Source organism: Orrella dioscoreae (genome assembly GCF_900089455.2).
Classification (GTDB): domain Bacteria; phylum Pseudomonadota; class Gammaproteobacteria; order Burkholderiales; family Burkholderiaceae_B; genus Orrella; species Orrella dioscoreae.
Genome location: NZ_LT907988.1, coordinates 4,493,671 through 4,513,252, shown reverse-complemented (window position 1 = coordinate 4,513,252; position 19,582 = coordinate 4,493,671). Strand labels below are relative to the sequence as shown.

Below are 19,582 nucleotides of genomic sequence, written 5' to 3'. Positions count from 1 at the left end.
TGCGACTCGGATCGTTCCCGTTTTCGTCTCGCCGATGTCCCAGACCGCTCCCCTGATCGACGCTGCAGGCACCGCCATGGTGCCGCCCGCGGCGTGGGTGCGCGTGGTGCTGGATGTGCCCTTGCCGGGGCCGTTCGATTACCGCCATGTGGCGCCGGTCGAGCCGGGGACGCGGGTGATCGTGCCTTTCGGGCGGCGCAAACTGATCGGCGTGGTGGTGGACAATCCGGCTGAACCGGGATACGAGCCCAGCCAGATCAAGGATGTGGAGCAGGTGCTGGACGACCTGCCGCCGCTGTCCGAGCGCTGGATGCGCCTGGCGCGGTTCGCGGCGGATTATTACCAGCGCCCGCTGGGCGAGGTCATGCTGCCGGCCTTGCCGGGACCGCTGCGCAAGGTCTCGGCCTACCAGGGCAAGCGGGCCTCGGGCGGGCCGGTGGCGCGCCAGGCCAGGCGCAAGCGCACGGCGCGCGACGATGCCGCGGCTGACCAGCCGCCCACGCTGAACGAGGCGCAGCAGGCGGCGGTGGATGCCATCGTCGGCGCGCCGGCCTTCCACGCCTTCCTGCTGCACGGCGTCACCGGCAGCGGCAAGACCGAGGTCTACCTGCGCGCCGCCGAACAGGTGCTGGCGCGCGGCCGCCAGGTGCTGATGCTGGTGCCGGAAATCAACCTGACGCCGCAGTTCGAGGCTGCCTTGCGGGCGCGCCTCGAACGGGTCGCAGGCGCGGACGGACTGGCCGTGCTGCACAGCGGCCTGTCGGAGGGCGAGCGCTTGCAGGCGTGGACGCGGGCGGTCGATGGGCGTGCGCGCATCGTGCTGGGCACGCGCCTGGCTGTGTTTGCGCCGCTGGAAGACCTGGGCCTCATCGTCGTGGACGAAGAGCACGACACCTCGTACAAGCAGCAGGACGGCCTGCGCTATTCCGCGCGCGACCTGGCCGTCTGGCGCGGCCGCGATGCGGCTGCCGCCGTCGTGCTGGGCTCGGCCACGCCCGCGCTGGAGACCTGGTATCACGCCACGCGCGGCCACTACACGCGGCTCGGCCTGCCGACGCGCGCGCGCGCGGCCAGCCTGCCGGCGGTCAGGCTGGTGGATACGCGCCGGCTGCCGATGGAAAACGGCATGTCGCCGCAACTGCTGGATGGCATTGCCGACCGCCTGGCGCGCGGCGAGCAATCGCTGGTGTTCCTGAACCGGCGCGGCTATTCGCCCGCCCTGCATTGCGCCTCCTGCGGCTGGGTCAGCCAATGCACGCGCTGTACGGCATTCACGGTGCTGCATCGCGGCTCGCACGGCATGCACCGCCTGCAATGCCACCATTGCGGCTACCAGGCGCGCGTGCCGCGCGCCTGCCCCGACTGCGGCGACCAGGACTTGAAGCCCATGGGGCGGGGCACGCAACGGGTCGAGGAATACCTGGCAGAGAAATTCCCCGCTGCCCGCATTTCCCGCATCGATGCCGACAGCACCCGCCGCAAGGGCAGCGCGCAGGCCTTGTTCGCCCAGGTGCATGCCGGTGAGGTCGACATCCTGGTCGGCACGCAGATGGTGGCCAAGGGCCATGACTTCGCCAACCTGACGCTGGTGGGCGTGCTGAACGCCGATTCCATGTTGTTCTCGCAGGACTTCCGGGCTCCGGAACGCCTGTTCGCCCAGCTCATGCAGGTGTCGGGGCGCGCTGGGCGCCACGGTGGCCAGGGTGAAGTCCTGATCCAGACGGGCTATCCGGAACAATCCGTCTATCAATCCTTGCTGCGTCACGATTACGAAGGCTTCGCCCGGCATGCGCTGGCCGAGCGCGAAAGTGTCGGCCTGCCGCCCTATGCCTTCCAGGCGCTGCTGTCCGCGGAAGCCCGCGAGCTGGCGCAGGCAATCGATTTCCTGCAGCGTGCGCGCGACGAGGCTGAAAATGTCCTTGCCGAGGCGGGCCTGCCGGGCGGCGTGACGCTATATGATCCAGTGCCGCTGCGCGTCGTCCGCGTGGCCAATGTCGAGCGGGCCCAATTGCTGCTGGAAAGCGCAAGCCGCCCCGCCCTGCTGGCGTTCCTGCGCCGCTGGGTGGGCGTGTTGCCCGCGCTGGCTGCTGACGGCCGCGCACGCTGGCTGCTTGAAGTGGATCCGCTGGAGATCTGAAAGAATGACCACCCCCAATTCCGTGCCCGCCGGGCTCAACCCGGCGCAGCGCGAAGCCGTGCTTTACCTGGATGGCCCCAGCCTCGTGCTGGCGGGCGCGGGTTCCGGCAAGACGCGCGTCATCACGCAGAAGATGGCCTACCTGCTGCGCGATTGCGGCTACATGGCTCGCAACATCGTGGCGCTGACATTCACGAACAAGGCCGCGCGCGAGATGGACGAGCGCGTGAAGACCCTGGTCGACCCGAAGATGGCCAAGGGCCTCATCATCAGCACCTTCCACTCGCTGGGCGTGCGCCTGTTGCGGGAAGAAGCCCGCAATGCCGGGCTGAAGCCGCAGTTCTCCATCCTGGACGCGGATGACGCCATGGCCATCATCCAGGAGATGCTGGCCACCACGGACAAGGGCCGGCTGCGTGCCGTGCAGTCGGCCATCTCGTTGTGGAAGAACGGCCTGGTGGATCCGGACGAGGCCGAGCGCACGGCCGCCACCGCCGGCGAGGCCGAAGCCGCCCGGGTCTATCGCAGCTACAACGCGACGCTGGCGGCTTACCAGTCCGTGGATTTCGACGACCTGATCCGCATTCCCGCGCAACTGCTTGCCAGCAACGACACGGTGCGCGAGCGCTGGCAGAACCGCGTGCGCTACCTGCTGGTGGACGAATACCAGGACACCAACGTGTGCCAGTACCAGCTGGTGCGGCTGCTGACCGGCCCGCGCGCCATGTTCACCGCGGTGGGCGACGACGACCAGGCCATCTACGCCTGGCGCGGCGCCACCATCGAGAACCTGGCCAAGCTCACGACGGACTATCCGCAGCTGAAGGTCATCAAGCTGGAGCAGAACTACCGTTCGGTGCAGCGCATCCTGGCCGCGGCCAACAGCGTCATCGAGCGCAATCCCAAGCTCTTCGAGAAGAAGCTGTGGTCGGACCTGGGCGTGGGCGAGCCCATCGTGATCTCGCCGATGAACGACGAGGAAACCGAAGCCCAGAGCATCGCCATGAAGATTTCGGCCTCGCGCTTCGAGCGCCAGGCCAGCTGGAAGGATTTCGCCATCCTGTACCGCGGCAACCACCAGGCCCGCATCATCGAGCAGGCGCTGCGCGACCTGAAGATCCCGTACACGATCGCGGGCGGCCAGAGCTTCTTCGACAAGGCCGAGGTGCGCGACGTGTTGTCCTATCTGCGCCTGATCGCCAACGATGCGGACGACCCCGCCTTCATCCGGGCCGCCACGACCCCACGCCGCGGGATCGGGCAGGCCACCTTGCAGGCCCTGGGCACCTATGCTGCCGAGCGTGAGGTGTCGCTCTTCGAGGCCGTCTTCGAGCAAGGCCTGGAAACCCGCCTGCAGCCGCGCCAGATCGAGCCGTTGCGCGTGTTCACGGAGTTCATCCAGCGCATGCAATGGCGCGCGGGCCGCGGCGTCGAAGGGCGCCCGCCCCCCAAGGCGGAGCCTGCCGGACCGCTGCTGGACGATCTCCTGGGCGCCATCGACTACGAGCGCTTCCTGTACGACACCATGGAAGAGCGGCCGGCGCAGTCACGCTGGCACAACGTGCTGGAACTGGTGGGCTGGCTCAAGCGCAAGGCCGAGGAAGACGGCCATACGCTCTTCGAGCTCGTGCAGCACGTGGCGCTCATCACGATGCTGGAGCGCCAGCATGACGAGGAAGAGCCCGACGCGGTGAAGATGTCGACGCTGCATGCGTCCAAGGGCCTGGAGTATCCGCACGTCTATCTGGCGGGCGTGGAAGAAGGGCTCCTGCCGCACATGGGAAAGGACGACGAAGAGGGTGATCCGGCGCGGGCCGCGGAATCGCTGGCCGCGCGCATCGAGGAAGAGCGCCGGCTGATGTACGTGGGCATCACCCGCGCGCAGCGCAGCCTGAACCTCAGCTGGTGCAAGAAGCGCCGGCGCGCCCGCGAGGACGTGGTGCGCGAGCCTTCCCGCTTCATCGAGGAAATGGGCCTGGGCACCGCGCCGCAAGGGGCGGACCCGGCCAGCCATCTCAGCCCGAAAGAACGGCTGGGCATGCTCAAGGCCTTGCTGAACAAGCGCGGCTGAACGCCGGCGGCCTCGCCGTTCGAAGCCGCGCTCAGGTTTCCGCCGCCAGGCGTCCCGCGTCCTCGCACCATTGCGGCAGTTGCGCGCCGGGCATCGGGCGCCCAAACAGATAGCCTTGCAGTTCGTCGCAGCCGATGCTGCACAGCGCCTGCGCCTCTTCCTCGCGTTCGACGCCTTCGGCCACCACGCGCAGGCCCAGCTCGTGGCCCAGTTCGATGATGGCCTTCACCACGGCCAGGTCGGTGGCGGAATCCAGCATGCCGCGCACGAACGCCTGGTCGATCTTCAGGCGGTCAAGCGGGAAGCGGTTCAGGTAGCTCAGGCTGGAATACCCCGTGCCGAAGTCGTCCAGCGACAGCTTCACGCCCAGCTTGCGGATGTCCCGGATCACGTCCAGGTAATTCTCCGCATTGCTCATCAGCACGGTCTCGGTGATCTCCAGCTCCAGCAGCTCGGGCGCGATGCCATGCGCGTTCAGGCAGGCGCGCAACGTGTCGATGAGGCCCGGGTCGCGCAGCTGGATGGCGGAAAGGTTGATCGAGGTGCGCAGGGCAGGCAAGCCCTGGTCGCGCCACGCGGCCATCTGCCGGCAGGCCTCGTCGATGACCCAGGCGCCGATGGGAATGATGAGGCGGGTATCTTCCGCGATGGGGATGAACTGGCCTGGCGGGATGGCGCCCAGCGTGGGCGAGGTCCAGCGCAGCAGGCCCTCCACGCCGACGATTGCGCCGTGGGCGGCATCGACGCAGGGCTGGAATGCCAGTGCCAGTTCGCGCTGGGCCACGCAGGTCCTGAGGCCGGCCTCCATCGCCAGCCGCAGCCGGGCGCGCTCGGCCATCTCGGCCGAGAAGAACTTCACGAGATTGCGGCCCGCCGCCTTGGCCTGGTACATGGCGGCATCGGCGTTCTGCATCAGCGTATCGATGTCCAGGCCATCGTCCGGATACATCGCCACGCCGACGCTGCACGAGACCTGCAGCGTGACGCCGCCGATCTCGTGCGGCTCCCGCACGAGCGGGATCAGGCGCTCGCCGATCAGGTGCTCGACGTCGGCCTGGTTGGTGACACCATTGAGGATGATGGTGAACTCGTCGCCACCCAGCCGGCTGACGGTGTCGCCGCTGCGCACGGCCTGCAGCAGCCGGCGCGAGATGGACTTCAGCAAGCCGTCGCCGACATGGTGGCCGAGGGAGTCGTTGATGTCCTTGAAGCGATCCAGGTCGATGAACAGCACGGCGCAGCGCCGGCCTGTCCGCTCGCCGCTTTCCAGCGACGCGGCCAGCTGTTTGGTGAACAGCGCCCGGTTGGGCAGTTGCGTCAGCACGTCGTGCTCGGCCAGGAAGCGGATGCGCGCCTCGCTCTTCTTGCGGTCGGTGATGTCGATGACGGTGCAGATGTAGTGCGACACGTCGGCCTGCTTGTCGCGCACGGCGCTGATCATCAGCCAGGCCGGATAGTCGCCGCCCTGGCGCCGGCGGATCTGGGCCTCGCCGCTCCACGTGCTGGAAGGCTCGACATACGCGACGAGGTTTTCCATGACGGAGCCATTGCGCGACTCCGCGGCGATGAAGCCCGGCACCTTGCCCAGCACGTCCGCGGTGCTGAAACCCGTGGACCGGTAGAAGGACGCGTTGGCGCTCAGCAGCTTGCGCTCGTGGTCGAGGATCAGGATGGCCTCGGACGAGGCCTCGAAGACCTTGGCCCAGAGTTCCAGCCGTTGCTCCATCAGCTTGATCTGGTTGATGGGCGTGAACGCCGTCAGGATCGCATCGCGTCCCTGGAAATGCAGGCGCCGCGCGGACAGCATGGCCCAGGTGGGTTCGGCGCCGGCGCGCCACAGCACCTCGAATTCATCGACGGCATCGTGGTCGGACAGTTGCTGGAAGAACCGTGCGCGCACCGATGAGTCCAGCCCGTGCATCCACGGGTCCGTCGTGCGTCCGCCCAGCCACGACAAGGCGGGCTGGTTGGCGTGCAGCACTTCATGGCCAGGCACCGAGGTCACCATCATGGGCACGGGCGTGGCTTCCACCAGCGAATGCTGCGCGGCCGACGCGCGGGCCGTGGCGGCCAGTTCCTTCTGGGCGTCGCGTTCGCGGTCCAGCTGCTCCAGCATGTCGTTGAAACCGCGCACCAGCTGGCCGATCTCGTCCTGGCTGTTCCACGACGCCCGTTGCGTGTGGTCGCCGGTTCGGCGCACCGTGTCCATGACACGCGCCAGTTGCCGCAACGGCCAGGAGATCTGCTGGGCGACGAAATACACCATGAAGAGAATGCTGATCAGCAGGAACAGGGCGGTGCCCAGATGCAGCCACATCCTTGAGTACAAACCGCTGACGCGGGTGTAGAGCAGTTCGTCCAGCCGGTCGGCCGTGACGATCCATGCCGCATCCGCGGCATGGACCACGGCCTGCTGCGCGGCGCCCGCCGCCCGCAGTGCCGCTTCGTTGCGCACGCCCGCTTCGTGGTTCAGCACGTCATGCACCGTGCGGCGATAGGTATCGACCGTGGCGAGCAGGTGCTGGATGGAGGGCGTCAGCGCAGCGCCCAGCTGGCGATTGACCGCGCCGGCTTCGGCGTAGTCCGAGCGCAGGCCCTGCAGGACCGCATCCAGCTGGCCTTCCAGCAGCAGATAGCGGACCCGCACGGCTTCGTCCGATTGCAAGGCGGGATTGGTGTCGTTCAGCAGGTGGCCGATGCTGTTGACCGCGTGCAGCAACGCGGGGTAGCGCAGGATGGACAGCGACATGGCGTAGTAGCTGTCCAGGTCCGGATCCAGGATCAGGTTGGACTGGTTGCCCACGCGTGTGATCAGCGCCCGGCAGGCATCCAGGGCTTCGGCCAGCGCGTCGTAGTTGGGGGCAGGCGAGAGCGACAGCCGTTCCAGCTGTGCGCGCAGGCGCGCGTTCAATTCGGCGCTTTGCATGTTGGCGCCGTACTGGGTTTCGGCAGTGGCCAGCGCCGTGTGGGCCTTGCCCAGGGCGTCGGGCGTGGCGGGTTGCCCGGCACCGGCCAGCGCGACGTCGACCAGCGTGTCGCGCACGGCAGTGATGTAGGCGCTGCCCAGGATCTCCTTGTCGGAGAAATCGATGGACAGGGTTTTTTCGTGGATGAGGATGCCGCTGATGTAGACGACGGCGGTGAGGTCAAGCAGATAGATCAGCAGCAGCTTGCGGCCGACCCTCAGCCGCGCGAGCAGCCGGAAAAAGACATTGCGCTTCATGCGTCAGACTGCCGGCAAGGGATCCATTCCGGACCTCCATGCCCTTCCCCCAGGCGTTGCGGTCATGCCCTCATTGGCCGCCGCTTGTACATTTTGTAATGTGTTTTATAGCGTACTCCGGCCCACGGTGATAGTGGGCCTTTCCGCAGTGTCGCGGACAGTACACGATGGCAAGGCCTGCCGGTACGAGACGGGCGCTTCAGCCTTGTGCCGGCGATGGGAAAACACCCGGGGGGAAGTCGGGCGGATGCCGGCCATCGAACCAGGACGCCTGGCATCCTGGCCCAATAAAAAAGGCTCCCGAGGGAGCCTGCTTCACATTACCAGTCGGAACCGGAGTAGCGGGCGCTTTGCTGGCGGGCGCGGACCATGCTGTCGTTCACTTCGGCGAAGAAGTCAGCGGTAGCGGTGATGGCCTTCCAGGTGCGACGCGCGGCGCCAGCAGCGATCGCGGACAGAATCAGCGGGCGATCGGAGAGGGCGTTACGCAGCATGTCGCGTTCCAGCGTGTCGGTCAGCCGAACGTTCGAGTTGAGTGCGTGTGCCATGGTGGTTTCCTTGCTTGAGAACTGCGTTTTACGACTAAGTGAAAACGAGTATAGGGTAATCCCTAGGGGTGGGCAAGGAGAATTCTAGGGAAAACCCTAGGATGTGTGGCGAGAACGCAAAAAACGTCCTTTTGAATGGTATTTAAGCCGGGTGAAAACAAAAAAAAGGCCATTTTGACGGCCCAAAGTACAAACCCCGGCACGAGGCCGGGGTTCGGGAAATGCCAGGGGAACGAAGCTTACTTGGCGGCGTTCACCATGTAGCGCACGGCGGCCAGCAGGTCTTCGTTGCTGGCGTTGGCGGCGCCACCCTTGGGCGGCATGGCGCCCTTGCCCTTGATGACCACTTCCATCATGGCGTCCTCGCCGGTGGCGATGTACTTGGCCCAGGCGGCCTTGTCGCCGAACTTGGGTGCACCGGCGACACCCGCGCCGTGACAGGCGAAACAGGTGCTCTTGTAGAGCTTTTCGCCGGCGGGGTTGACGGCCTGCGCGTCAGCGGCGGGCTTGGCCTCGGCCTGCGCGGCAGGCTGGGGCGCTTCGGCGGGAGCGGCCGCGGCCGCGGCGGGGGCAGGAGCAGGAGCCGCCGCTGCGGCGGGCGCGTCGGGCTTCTTTTCGCCTTCCGCGGCAGGTTCGGGCGCTGCCGGTTCCTCGAAAGAGGCCCCCGATTTGTTCGCCATGTAGACCACGGCGCGGGCGACCTCGACGTCGTCCAGCGTCGGATTGCCACCCTTGGCGGGCATGGCACCCTTGCCGGTGATGGCGACCTTCAGCATGGTCTCGTAGCCTTCCTTGATGTACTTGGCCCAGGCCGAGTTGTCGCCCAGCTTGGGCGCGCCGGCGGTGCCGGCGTTATGACAGGCCGCACAGGTGGAGGTGTAGACCTGTTCGCCCGTCTTCAATTCACGCGGCGCGCTGGCATCGACCAGTTCGAGCTTGGCCACGGGGGCGATGCGCTTGCTGGTGGCTTCCTCGCCCAGGGTGTCGGAGCCGGCGCCGACCTTCACGCCCGAGGTCACGAAGTGGACCAGCAGGATGATGATGGCGATGGGGATGATGAATGCGAGGACTACCGTGACGACCAACTGCTTTGGGGTCTTGATGAGAGAACCGTGTTCTTCTGCGTGTTGTTGCTCGTTGCTCATGACCAAATCCATGCAAGTCGGGTCTAGGGGATGCCCGGTTATTTTGCTGGGTGGCAGCGATGCTTGCTGTCTGCCTCGACGACTTTTATTGATCTACTTCTACCAAGCGTCACGCAAATGGGGCCAGCTTGGCGTGCAAACGCCAGATTATAACGAGAACCGCCCTGGCCGACCCCTGTCGGAGGGGCGCGTTTCCCCTAGGGTGGCCGCGCGTGAACCGGCGGCCCCGGGGCGGGGCGCGGGGAGCTTGACGAGCAGCTTTCCTGGAGGCAATGTACAATGTTGCCCTGCGGTGCCCGTAGTTCAATGGATAGAATGAGAGTTTCCGAAGCTCTTGATACAGGTTCGATTCCTGTCGGGCGCGCCACCGTCGCATGACGGTCATTTCCAGAAAAAACTCGGCGGTTCCCCAGGTCCTCGATCCTTCGCTGGCGCTGGCGCTCCCCCGACGTCCCTGAAAGCCCTCCCATAGCCCTCCCATAGCCCTCCTGTCGTCGCGCCCGCCGTGCCGTTACCATGCGGCATGAACGACGTTGCCGTTTCTGGCGGACGGAGCACTCGGATGACCCTGCAGAAGTACATCGACAAGCTGTCCTGGACGTCCACGCCCGCCAGGCAGGGTGAGGCAAGGATCGTCCTGCGCTACAGCGCGGGCAGGGCGGCCAAGGGGCACGCGCGGGAAGGGGTGGAAGATCTGCAGGACACCTTCGACAGCCTGGTCGCGCTGGCCGGCAGGGGCTTGCTTGGCATGCAAGGCCTTGTTGCCACCGTCGCGGCGCCTGCGGGCGACCTGCTGGAGGTCAGGCTTGCCGCGGAGTCGCTGCCGCATGACCTGCTCGTGATTGCCTTGCGGCTCGTGATCAGCGCCAACGACAACGACCCGGCGGATTTCCAGATGCTGCTCAATGCGCTGGACGGCGACATGAAAGCTGCGCTGGAAGCCTATGGCGGGACGAACTTCGAGGAAGAGGTGGCCGAGGTGTCGCTGTCGGTGGCGGGCGTGACATCTTCAGGCGTTTTCGATCCCTTCCATCTTGGCGGGGCGCCCGGAGCGTTGCGGCACGTGCGGCGGCTGATCGTGCAGGATGCAGCGCCTGATATGCCGGACGCGGACACCGAAGACCATCTCCTCCGGCTGTCCGGCATGCGTGCCTTCCTGCCGCTTGGCGTGCAGCCGAAATACGAACCGGGCGAGGAAGCGTACTTTCCGCAGGGTGACGACCTTGTCATCGATCGTGTGTCGATCGAAGCGGCGTCGCTGCATGCGATCCTGTCCATGCTGGCGCCGGGAAGGGCGCACACCTTGCGGGAAGACGACTGACGCGCCCGCGGCACAGGCCCGCGCGATCACGCCTTGCGCACGAATTCCGTTTTCAGGCTCATCGCACCGAAGCCATCGATCTTGCAATCGATATCGTGATCGCCATCCACCAGCCGGATGTTCCGGACCTTGGTGCCGATCTTGATCACGCCGCCCGAGCCCTTGAGCTTCAGGTCCTTGATGACGGTGACGGTGTCCCCGTCCTGCAGAAGATTGCCGGCCGAGTCCCGGTATACCCGGCCTTCCGCTGGCGGGGCGGTCGACTCGGCCTCCGACCACTCATGCGCGCATTCCGGACAGATCAACAAAGCGCCGTCCTGGTAGGTCAGTGCGGACTGGCAGGTCGGGCAGGGGGGCAGCGTGCTCATGGAAACATCCCGTAGATAGGGTTGGGGCAATCGGGGCAAGAGTATAGGCGGCGTTGCAAGAAGGTGGGCGCGGCCATGTCCGTCCGACCCTTCTTGCGGCGCCTGCCCCGCGGACTACCAGCCCACCGCGGCCCCGTCGCTGCGCGGATCCGAGCCTCCCTCCAGCACGCCGTCAGCAGTGCGCACGATCGCGCCGGCATGACCCATGATTTCGTCATAGGCCGACAGCACTTCCACCGCATGCCCGCGTGCGCGCAGCGTGTCCACGGTGGCAGGCGGGAAGCGCGCCTCCAGCTTCAGTGATTCATTGGCATTGCCCCAGGTTCGGCCCAGCAGCCAGCGCGGCGCGTCGATGGCGGCCTGCGGGTTCATGCCCAGCTGGGTGATGCGGGTGAAGACGGCGCTTTGCGATTGCGGCTGGCCATCGCCGCCCATGTTGCCGTAGACGATGCTGCGGCCATCCGAGAGCCTGGCCATTGCCGGATTCAGGGTGTGGAAGGGCTTGCGGCGGGGGGCGAGCGGATTGCGCGAAGCCGGGTCCAGCGAGAAGCTGCAGCCGCGGTTCTGCCAGTTCAAGCCGGATTGTGGCAGGACGACGCCGCTGCCGAACTCGTGATAGATGCTCTGGATGAAGCTGACCGCGACGCCATTGGCGTCGATGGCGCCCATCCACACCGTGTCGCCGGGGCCTTGCCCGCCGCCCCAGCTGGCGGCCTGCGACGGCCGCAGGCGCTCGGCCATGGCGTCCAGCGCCGCGGGCGTCAGGAAGGCGTCGGGCGTCTCGGTCATGAATGCCGGGTCGGTGATGTGCTGGTCACGGATGGCGAAGGCCTGCTTGGTGGCCTCCACGCAGGCGTGCACGTAGTCCGCGCCCAGGTGGTCGAAGCGTTCGGGCAGGATGCGGTCCAGCTGGCCCAGGATGAGCAGCGACACCAAGCCTTGGGTGGGCGGCGGCATGTTGTAGAGCGTGCCCAGCGTGTGCGGCATGGCCAGCGGCGTTTTCCAGACCGCCTGGTGGGCCCGCAGGTCTTCCAGGCCGATGGGGCTGCCCGCGGCATGCAGATCCTCGGCGATGCGTTGCGCCAGGTCGCCGCGATAGAAATCGTCCAGGCCGTGGCGGGCCAGGTGGGCAAGCGTATCGGCCATGGCTGGCTGCAGGTGGCGGCCGCCCTCGACGGGCGCCTTGCCGTCGGGCAGGAATGCACGCGCGAAGCCGGGGACGTCGATCAGTTCATCGCGCTTGGCGGCCACGCAGGCCGCCAGGCTGCGGGTGACGGGAATGCCGTGGCGGGCGTAGTGGATGGCGTCCTCCAGCAGCCGCGAGATGGGCAGCGCCGAGCCCAGGTTGGCGCGTGCCCATTCGTGTGCGGCGTGCCAGCCCGAGACCGTGCCGGCCACGGTGTTGGCCGCGAGGCCGCCGCGAAAGGGAATGCGCTCCAGCCCTTGCGCGCGATAGCCTTCCAGCGAGGCGCCGGCCGCGGCGGCGCCGCAGGCCTCCAGGCCGACCGGATCGTGGCCCGGCCGGCTGATGAGCCAGAAGCCGTCGCCACCCAGGCTGTTCATGTGCGGATAGACGACCGCGATGGTGGCAGCGGCGGCGATCATGGCCTCGACGGCGCTGCCGCCTTCGCGCAAGACGGCCAGGCCGCTTTGCGAGGCCAGGGCATTCGGGGTGGTGACCATGCCGCGCGTGCCGCGGGCGGGATTGTTGGGTGACTGCACGGCGAGATTCCTGTGTGGCAGAAAGGCGAGTGGGGATGCTAACGGGTTTGCGCGGTGGCCGCGATGCCGCTGGCCGCGGGTTGCAGGGGAAACAGACAGGCGGCCTCGCGGCCCGCGTGGCTGGTCAGCGGCGGATCCGTGGCCAGGCAGTCGGCGCGGGCTTGCGGGCAGCGTGACTGGAAGCGGCAGCCGGGCGGCAGGTCGGCGGGGCTGGGGATCTCGCCGCGCAAGGGCGAGGACAGCGGTGCGTCGAAGCGTGGAAAGGCGTCCATCAGGCCCTGGGTGTACGGATGGCGGGGCGCGCCGAGGATGCTGGCGGTGGGCCCGGACTCGACGATGCGGCCCAGGTACATGACCGCCACGCGCTCGCACAGGTAGGCGGCCACGCCCAGGTCGTGGGTGACGAAAACCAGCGCGATGCCGCTGTCGCGTTGCAGGTCGCGCAGCAGGTTCAGCAATTGCGCCTGCACCGACACGTCCAGGCCTGCCACGGACTCGTCGGCCACGATCACCTGCGGTTCGCAGGCCAGCGCGCGCGCCACGGCAACGCGGCGCACCTGGCCGCCTGACAACTCGGAGGGATAGCGGCGCGCGACTTCGTCGGGCAGGCCGACCTGGGCCAGCAGCTCGGCGACGCGGCCGGGGATCTCGCGCTCATCGCGCAGCCGGTGCAGGCGGATGGGTTCGGCCAGCAAGGCCGCGACCGTCATGCGCGGGTCCAGCGAGCCACGCGCATCCTGGTAGATGTAGGCCACTTCGCGGGCGTGGCGGCGGCGGGCGGCGCTGTCCATCTGGTCCAGTTCGTGGCCCCGCACCCGCACGCGGCCATTGGTGGCGGTCTCCAGGCCCAGCATCACGCGGACCAGCGTGGACTTGCCCGAGCCGCTTTCGCCCACCAGGGCCAGCGACTCGCCCGCGCGCAGGGTCAGCCGCACGCCATCCAGCGCCTTCAGGGCGCGCCGGCCCTGGTCGATGGGATAGGCCTTCTCCACATCCTGGAGGGAAAAGAGCGGCAGGTCGGGGGCGGAAGATGCATGCATGGTCGTCGTCATGGTGGCGTGTCACTCAGGCGTGCCAGCAGGCCACGAGGCGCTCGCCGCGGGGCGACAAGGCCGGGCGCTGGCTGCACTGCGCGGTGGCTTGCGGGCAGCGTGGCGCGTAGCGGCAGCCTTGCGGCATGGCCGACAGCGGCGGCACCACGCCGGCGATGGGGCGCAGGCGTTGCGCGCCGAACTCGATGGCGCTGGCGCGCAGGCCCTGGGTATAGGGATGGCGCGGCGACTGCAGGACATCGCGCGCAGGGCCGGTTTCGACGATCTGGCCGGCATACATCACCGCCACCCGATCCGCGACCTGCGTTGCCAGCGCCAGGTCGTGCAGCACGAAGATCACCGAGGCGCCCAGCGCGCGCACGCGCTCCAGGATCAGCGTCATGATCTGCGCCTGGATGGTGACGTCCAGTGCACTGGTGGGTTCGTCGGCGATCAGCAGTTCGGGCTCGCAGGCCAGCGCGATCGCGATCATCACGCGTTGCTGCATGCCACCCGATAGCTCGTGGGGATAGGCATCCAGGCGTCGGGCCGGGTCCGCGATGCCGACGCTTTCCAGCAAGGCCCGGGCGCGCTCGCGACAGGCCGCGCGCGACAGGCCGCGATGGCGCCGCAGCGGTTCGGCAAGGTGCTGCAGCACGGTGAAGCAGGGATTCAGCGCGGCGGTGGCATCCTGGAAGATCAGGCCCATGCGCGAGCCACGCAGCGTGCGCAGGTGTTTCTCGGGCGCGGTGGCGATGTCGGTGCCGCCGACATGCAGCGCGCCTTCCAGTTCGACTTCGGGCGGGCGCAACAGGCCCATGGCGGCGAATGCCAGCGTGGACTTGCCGGCGCCCGATTCGCCGATGAGCGCGAGCGATTGTCCGCGCGGCAAGTCCAGCGTCACGTCGTCCAGCACGGCCACGCCGCGGCGGCGCAGGGTGAAGCGTTCCACCGACAACAAAGATGCGCCGGGCGTGGCATTGGCGGATGGGGCCGGCATGTCGTCATCGAGGCCGAATGCCAGTGGGGAGGGAGCAAGCATCATCGCCTCAGTCCTGTCGGGTGCGCGGGTCCAGCGCGTCGCGCAGGCCCTCGGCGAAAAGGTTCAGGCCGACCAGCAGGATGGCCAGCGCCAGGCCGGGGATGCCCGAGATCCATGGCGCCAGGGTGATGAACCCCCGGCCTTCCGAGATCATCAGGCCCCAGTCGGGCGTGGGCGGCACCACCCCCAGGCCCAGGAACGACAGGCCCGAGCCCAGCAAGATGGCGATGGACACGCGCATGCCGGCCTGGATGAGGATGGGCGAGGCGATGTTGGGCAACACGTGGCGCAGCACGATGTCGCGACCGGGCACGCCCATCAGCCTGGCGGCCTCCACATAGGGCCGGCCCTTCACCTGCAGCACGTCGGCGCGCACCATGCGGGCGAACGGCCCGACGAAGGACAGCCCCAGCGCGTAGACCACGTTGGACAGGCCCAGGCCGAAGATCGCCATGAAGGCCATGGCCATGATGAGTTCGGGAAACGCCAGCAGGCCGTCGACCACGCGCATCACGAACCATTCGGTGCGCCCGCCGCGCAGGCCGGCCAGCAGGCCCAGCGCGACGCCGCCCACCAGGCCCAGGGCCACCGAGGCGAAGCCGATCCACAGGGCCGAGCGCGCGCCATACAGCAGCCGGCTGTACATGTCCTGGCCGAAGGAGTCGGTGCCCAGCCAGTGCGCGGCGGATGGCGGCTGCATGGCGGCCATGAAGTCCTGGTCGGTGGGGGCGTGCGTGGCGAGCCAGGGCGCGAAGAGCGCGGCCAGCACGAAGACCGACACGATGACCAGGCCGATCATCGCCTTGTTCTGACGGCGCAACTGCCGACAGGCGCGGCGTAGCCGGCTGGGCGGCGGGGCAGATGCCGCCTTGGCGGGGGCAAGGTCAGCGGCCATGTTTTCTGAGCCTCGGGTCCAGGATCGCGTAGGTCTGGTCGACCGCGAAATTGACGACGATGAAGAGCAGGGCCGTGATCATGATGCCGGCCTGCACCACGATGTATTCGCGGCCTTGCACGGCGGAGGTGATCATCATGCCCAGCCCGGGCAGCGTGAAGACGACTTCGGTCATGACGGCGCCGCGCAGCATGCCGCCCAGCTGCAGGCCGATCACGGTGACGAGCGGCATCATCACGTTGCGCATGCCGTGCACCCAGATCACCCGCCATGCCGGCTCGCCGCGCGCACGCGCCGCCGCCATGTAGGGCTGCTCCAGGACTTCCAGCAGGCTGGAGCGCGTGACGGTGGCGATCAGCCCGACATACCAGGCGCCCAGGGTCACGGCCGGCAAGGCCAGGTGCCACAGCCCGGCGCCCAGGTCATCCCAGGGCGCGACGAAACCCATGGGGGGGAACCAGCCCAGCGAGACGCCGAAGATCCAGATCAGCACGACACCCAGGTAGAAGCTGGGAAATGCGTTGCCGCCGATGGCCAGCGTGCTGGCCAGCATGTCGACCCAGGTGTTGCGGCGCACGGCCGCCACCACGCCCAGCGGAATGCCGACCGCCAGGGCCAGCAACAGGGAGAGTCCGGCCAGCGCCAGCGTCACGGGCAGGGCCTGCAGCACGGCCTGCTCGAAGATGTCCTGGTGGCTGACATACGACATGCCCCAGTCGCCGCGCACGAAGCGCCACAGCCAGTCCAGGTACTGCGCAGGCAGCGGCTGGTTCAGGCCGAGGTCGGCATACAGCTTGTCGTAGGCGTCGCGCGAGAAGTCCGAGCCCAGCATCAGCGCCACCGGATCGCCCGGGGCGAGCTTCAGGAACGCGAAGCTCACCACCGAGACCACCAGGAGCACCAGCGCGGTCTGCGCCAGGCCCGCCAGCAATTGCTTGCCCATGTCAGGCCAGCCAGACGCCGTGCAGGTCCAGCAGGTCGGCGGGCACGTATTCGAAGCCCTGGACCTTCTTGGCGAGGATCTTGAAGACCTTCATGTGCGCCAGCACGGCCAGCGGCGCATCGTTCATCAGCACGTCCTCGGCCTTCACGTACAGGTCGCGGCGCTTGGCCGGATCCAGGATGGTCTGGGCCGCCACGCAGGCCTCGTCGAAGGCGGGGTTGCTGTAGCCCACGAAATTCCAGGGCTTGCCGGTGGCCCACTCCGGGTAGATGGTCTCGTCCGGGTCCAGGTCGGCCACCCACGCTTCGTCGTACATGTCGAAGTCGCCGGCGTTGCGGCGGCTGGTCCACACGGCGCGGTCGACCAGTTCGATCTTGGGCTTGATGCCGATCTGCGCCAGCATGGGAGCGATGAGCTGTGCGTTGCGCGTGCCCATGCCGCCCGAGCCGGTGAAGCCGTCGGTCACGATGAACACCGGATTCACCTCGCCCTGCACCTTGGCCTTGGCGCGGTATTCCTTGGCGCGCGCCAGGTCGAAGAACTGGCCGCGGCCCGACTTCGCGATCTCGGGATCATAGAAGTCCGACATGGGCGGCGAGATGCAGGTGTAGGCCGGGATGGCCTCGCCGAAATAGCTTTGCTGCACGATGGCCTGGCGGTCGATCGCGAAGGCCACGGCGCGGCGCATGTTCGGGTCGTCGAAGGGGGCGCGGCGATTGTTCATGCCCACGAAGGCATAGTTGCCCTCCACCTGGCCATGCACGACGACGTTGGGATTCTTGCGCAGTTGCGGAATGAACTGGAAGGGGCAGACCGACATGCCGTCCACCTGGCCCGACATCATCGCGGCCACGGCAGCGCTGGGCTCCTTGATGAGCAGGATCTGCACGCTGTCCAGATAGGGCTTGCCCGCTTCGAAGTAGTCGGGATTGCGGGCCAGCTCGATGGCGTTGTTCTCCTTCCAGCTGACGAGCCGGAAGGGGCCGGTGCCGACCGGCATGCGGCCATAGGCCTTGGGGTCCTGTTCCACCGCGCGCTTGCAGACGATGGTGCCGGCGCGGCCGGTGCTGCCCGTCAGCGACACGGGCAGGAAGGCGTAGGGCTTGGAGAAGCGCATGCGGACCGTCAGGTCATCGACGATATCCACGCCGTCCAGCAGCGCGAACTTCCAGCCGTGCGGTGACTTCACCGCCGGGTCCTTCACGCGTTCCAGGCTCCACTTCACGGCCGCTGCGTCGCAGGGATCGCCGTTGTGGAACTTCACGCCGGGACGCAGCTTGAAGACGTGGGTCTTGTCGTCGGGCATGTCCCAGCTGGCGGCCAGGTCGGGCAGGAAGCTCACGCGCTTGCCGTCATAGGCGACCTTCAGCAGGCCGTTGAACACATTGTTGATGACCTTGATCGACCCGGCCGACGCGGTGAAGTGCGGGTCCAGCGTGTCGATGGCTTCCACCCAGGCGAGCTTGAGGGTGCCGCCGCGCTTGGGCGCGCCCTGCGCGAAGGCCGGCATGCCGACCGTGGAGGCCGCCAGCAGGCCGGCGCCGGCCGCGGCAGTCTTCAGGAAGGAACGCCGGCCGAAGTCGGCGGCCAGGGTGCTGGCCAGACGGGCCTTGTGATCGATGGTCATGGCATGTGTCCTCTAGGGCAGGGCGGATGAGGGAGGGGAGCGTGTTTCCAGGAACTGCATGAGCTCAGGCACGGTGGCCTGCACGTGTTCGCGCATGGCGGCTTCGGCGATGTCGAGGTCGCGCGTGCGCAGCGCGGCGATCAGGTCCATGTGGTCGTCGCGGGCACTCAGGGGGCGGTCGAGGTGCTTGAACCACAACCGCATGGTCGACTCGATCTGCGAGTGCAGGTCGGCAATCAGTTTCATCAGCCGGGGGCGTCCGCTCAGGCTGCACAGGTATTCATGGAAATCGCGATGCGCGCTGGTCCAGTCGGCGCTGTTCTCCATGCGCTCGTCCATGCGGTCCAGCATGCGTTCCAGCGTGTCGATCGTGGCCGGCGTCATGCGCGGCAACGCGGTGCGGATGGCCAGGCCTTCCAGCACGGCGCGCGTCTCGAAGACTTCGCGCATGTCCTCCAAACCCAGCCCGCTGACGGTGGCGCCACGGTTGGGGCGGATCACGACCAGGCCTTCGGTGGCCAGCCGCCGGAAGGCTTCGCGCACCGGCATGCGGCTGCTGCCGATCTCGGTGGCGATGTCCTCGGCGATCAGCCGCATGCCGGGCGCGTAGGTGCCCATCCGGATCGCGGTCTGGATATGGAGGTAGGCGTCGGCTTCGGCCGTTGCCGCGAGGGGCGGGGGGTAGGCGTTTTTCATGGGCACGGCAGGTCTCCTCTGACCGAACAGGTTGTGGCTATCCCTTGGGTCTGGCGGTGGGCCGCCTTGGTATTCGCACTTATGGATACATGGATGCGTGTATCCAATGTTGCATTTGGCAAATTGTGTGCGCTGCAGCAAACCGCTGCAACCCAGGGTTTTCCCTGGGGTTTAGTGAAGGAGGAATGTCCGCACGAACGGCGGGGGGAGAAATGGCGCCGGCAGGCGAATGCCGCCGACGCGAGGAAGGGTCAGCGCTTGGCCGCGCCGGGCGCCGACGTCTTGCCGTTCTGTTCCGTGTAGCGCAGTTCCTTCAGGTCGTAACCCTGCGCGCGCGCCGCGGCCAGGGCCTCTTCCAGGCGCATGGCGGACATTTCCGGCGAGCGCGCCAGGATCCACAGGTATTTGCGGTCAGGCGACCCCACCACCGCCCAGCGATAGAGCGGGTCCAGGCCGATGATCCAGTAGTCGCCCTTGAAGGGCCAGAAGAAGGACACCCGCAGGCGGGCATTGCCGCTGTCGGGCACCACCGTGGCGATGCCGTCGGCCTCGTCGAAACCCTTGGCGGTGCGGCAACGGTTCAGCACGTCGATGCGGCCGTCTTCCCGCGCGGTGTACTGGGCGGTGGTGTCGCCCAGGCACTTGCGCTGGAAATACATGGGGTAGCTGGCGATCTCGTACCACTTGCCGGTGTAGCGGTCGAGATCGACCTGCGGCACCGTGGCGACGGTGCTGTCCTGCGTGGACGCGCAGCCCACGCAGGCAAGGAAGAGGAGGGGAAGAAGACGGCGGAGCATGGCGGGCCTCGAAGGG

Annotated in this window: 15 protein-coding genes and 1 tRNA gene; 4 read left to right on the top strand and 12 right to left on the bottom strand. The window is 67.5% G+C overall.

The annotated features are described in order from the left end of the window. Positions 1-76: 76 nt before the first annotated feature. Positions 77-2,137, top strand: a complete 2,061-nt coding sequence (locus ODI_RS20645) for a primosomal protein N' (RefSeq protein WP_231968282.1) — start codon at positions 77-79, stop codon at positions 2,135-2,137. 4 nt (positions 2,138-2,141) lie between these two features. Continuing rightward, positions 2,142-4,208 (top strand): UvrD-helicase domain-containing protein, encoded by a 2,067-nt coding sequence (locus ODI_RS20640; protein WP_067757141.1) that lies wholly within the window; start codon positions 2,142-2,144, stop codon positions 4,206-4,208. 31 nt (positions 4,209-4,239) lie between these two features. Here ODI_RS20640 and ODI_RS20635 read toward each other — a convergent pair whose 3' ends face one another. From ODI_RS20635 to ODI_RS20625, 3 genes are all read right to left on the bottom strand, one after another. Beyond that, complete coding sequence (locus ODI_RS20635; RefSeq protein WP_067757138.1) at positions 4,240-7,431, bottom strand: EAL domain-containing protein; 3,192 nt, start codon at positions 7,429-7,431, stop codon at positions 4,240-4,242. A gap of 320 nt (positions 7,432-7,751) precedes the next feature. Beyond that, on the bottom strand, positions 7,752-7,979 hold the full coding sequence (locus ODI_RS20630) for a hypothetical protein (protein WP_067757135.1): 228 nt from the start codon (positions 7,977-7,979) through the stop codon (positions 7,752-7,754). 239 nt (positions 7,980-8,218) lie between these two features. Then, the gene (locus ODI_RS20625) at positions 8,219-9,124 is read right to left on the bottom strand and encodes a c-type cytochrome (protein WP_067757131.1); all 906 of its coding nucleotides are present in this window, start codon (positions 9,122-9,124) and stop codon (positions 8,219-8,221) included. A 292-nt stretch (positions 9,125-9,416) separates the two neighbouring features. Between ODI_RS20625 and ODI_RS20620 the strand changes: the two genes are divergently transcribed. Together ODI_RS20620 and ODI_RS20615 are read left to right on the top strand one after the other, a co-directional pair. Beyond that, positions 9,417-9,491 (top strand) — tRNA-Arg (locus ODI_RS20620). Positions 9,492-9,686: 195 nt separating this feature from the next. After that, positions 9,687-10,445: a hypothetical protein gene (locus ODI_RS20615; protein WP_067757129.1), complete on the top strand. Its 759-nt coding sequence runs from the start codon at positions 9,687-9,689 to the stop codon at positions 10,443-10,445. Between the two features lie 26 nt (positions 10,446-10,471). Here the strand turns inward: ODI_RS20615 and ODI_RS20610 are convergent, their stop codons facing one another. The 9 genes from ODI_RS20610 to ODI_RS20570 all read right to left on the bottom strand — a co-directional run bounded on the left by ODI_RS20610 (position 10,472) and on the right by ODI_RS20570 (position 19,566). Beyond that, entirely contained in the window at positions 10,472-10,813 is a 342-nt protein-coding gene (locus ODI_RS20610; RefSeq protein ID WP_067757127.1) for a zinc ribbon domain-containing protein YjdM, read from the bottom strand. Positions 10,814-10,927: 114 nt separating this feature from the next. Continuing rightward, entirely contained in the window at positions 10,928-12,496 is a 1,569-nt protein-coding gene (locus ODI_RS20605) for a gamma-glutamyltransferase family protein (RefSeq protein WP_067757776.1), read from the bottom strand. 77 nt (positions 12,497-12,573) lie between these two features. Beyond that, a complete protein-coding gene (locus tag ODI_RS20600) occupies positions 12,574-13,575 on the bottom strand; it encodes an ABC transporter ATP-binding protein (protein WP_197707120.1) in 1,002 nt (333 codons plus the stop codon). Positions 13,576-13,600: 25 nt separating this feature from the next. Continuing rightward, positions 13,601-14,611, bottom strand: a complete 1,011-nt coding sequence (locus ODI_RS20595) for an ABC transporter ATP-binding protein (RefSeq protein WP_197707119.1) — start codon at positions 14,609-14,611, stop codon at positions 13,601-13,603. Between the two features lie 4 nt (positions 14,612-14,615). Continuing rightward, positions 14,616-15,503 (bottom strand): ABC transporter permease, encoded by an 888-nt coding sequence (locus ODI_RS20590; protein WP_067757120.1) that lies wholly within the window; start codon positions 15,501-15,503, stop codon positions 14,616-14,618. Then, positions 15,493-16,446: an ABC transporter permease gene (locus ODI_RS20585; protein ID WP_067757117.1), complete on the bottom strand. Its 954-nt coding sequence runs from the start codon at positions 16,444-16,446 to the stop codon at positions 15,493-15,495. Before ODI_RS20585 ends, ODI_RS20590 begins: the two co-directional genes overlap by 11 nt. Before the next feature lies 1 nt (position 16,447). Further along, a complete protein-coding gene (locus ODI_RS20580; RefSeq protein WP_067757114.1) occupies positions 16,448-18,073 on the bottom strand; it encodes an ABC transporter substrate-binding protein in 1,626 nt (541 codons plus the stop codon). Between the two features lie 12 nt (positions 18,074-18,085). Further along, positions 18,086-18,769 carry a GntR family transcriptional regulator gene (locus ODI_RS20575; RefSeq protein ID WP_067757111.1) on the bottom strand — a complete coding sequence of 228 codons (684 nt, stop codon included), beginning with the start codon at positions 18,767-18,769 and terminating at the stop codon, positions 18,086-18,088. Between the two features lie 251 nt (positions 18,770-19,020). Continuing rightward, positions 19,021-19,566: a lipocalin family protein gene (locus ODI_RS20570; RefSeq protein ID WP_067757108.1), complete on the bottom strand. Its 546-nt coding sequence runs from the start codon at positions 19,564-19,566 to the stop codon at positions 19,021-19,023. Positions 19,567-19,582 lie beyond the last annotated feature (16 nt).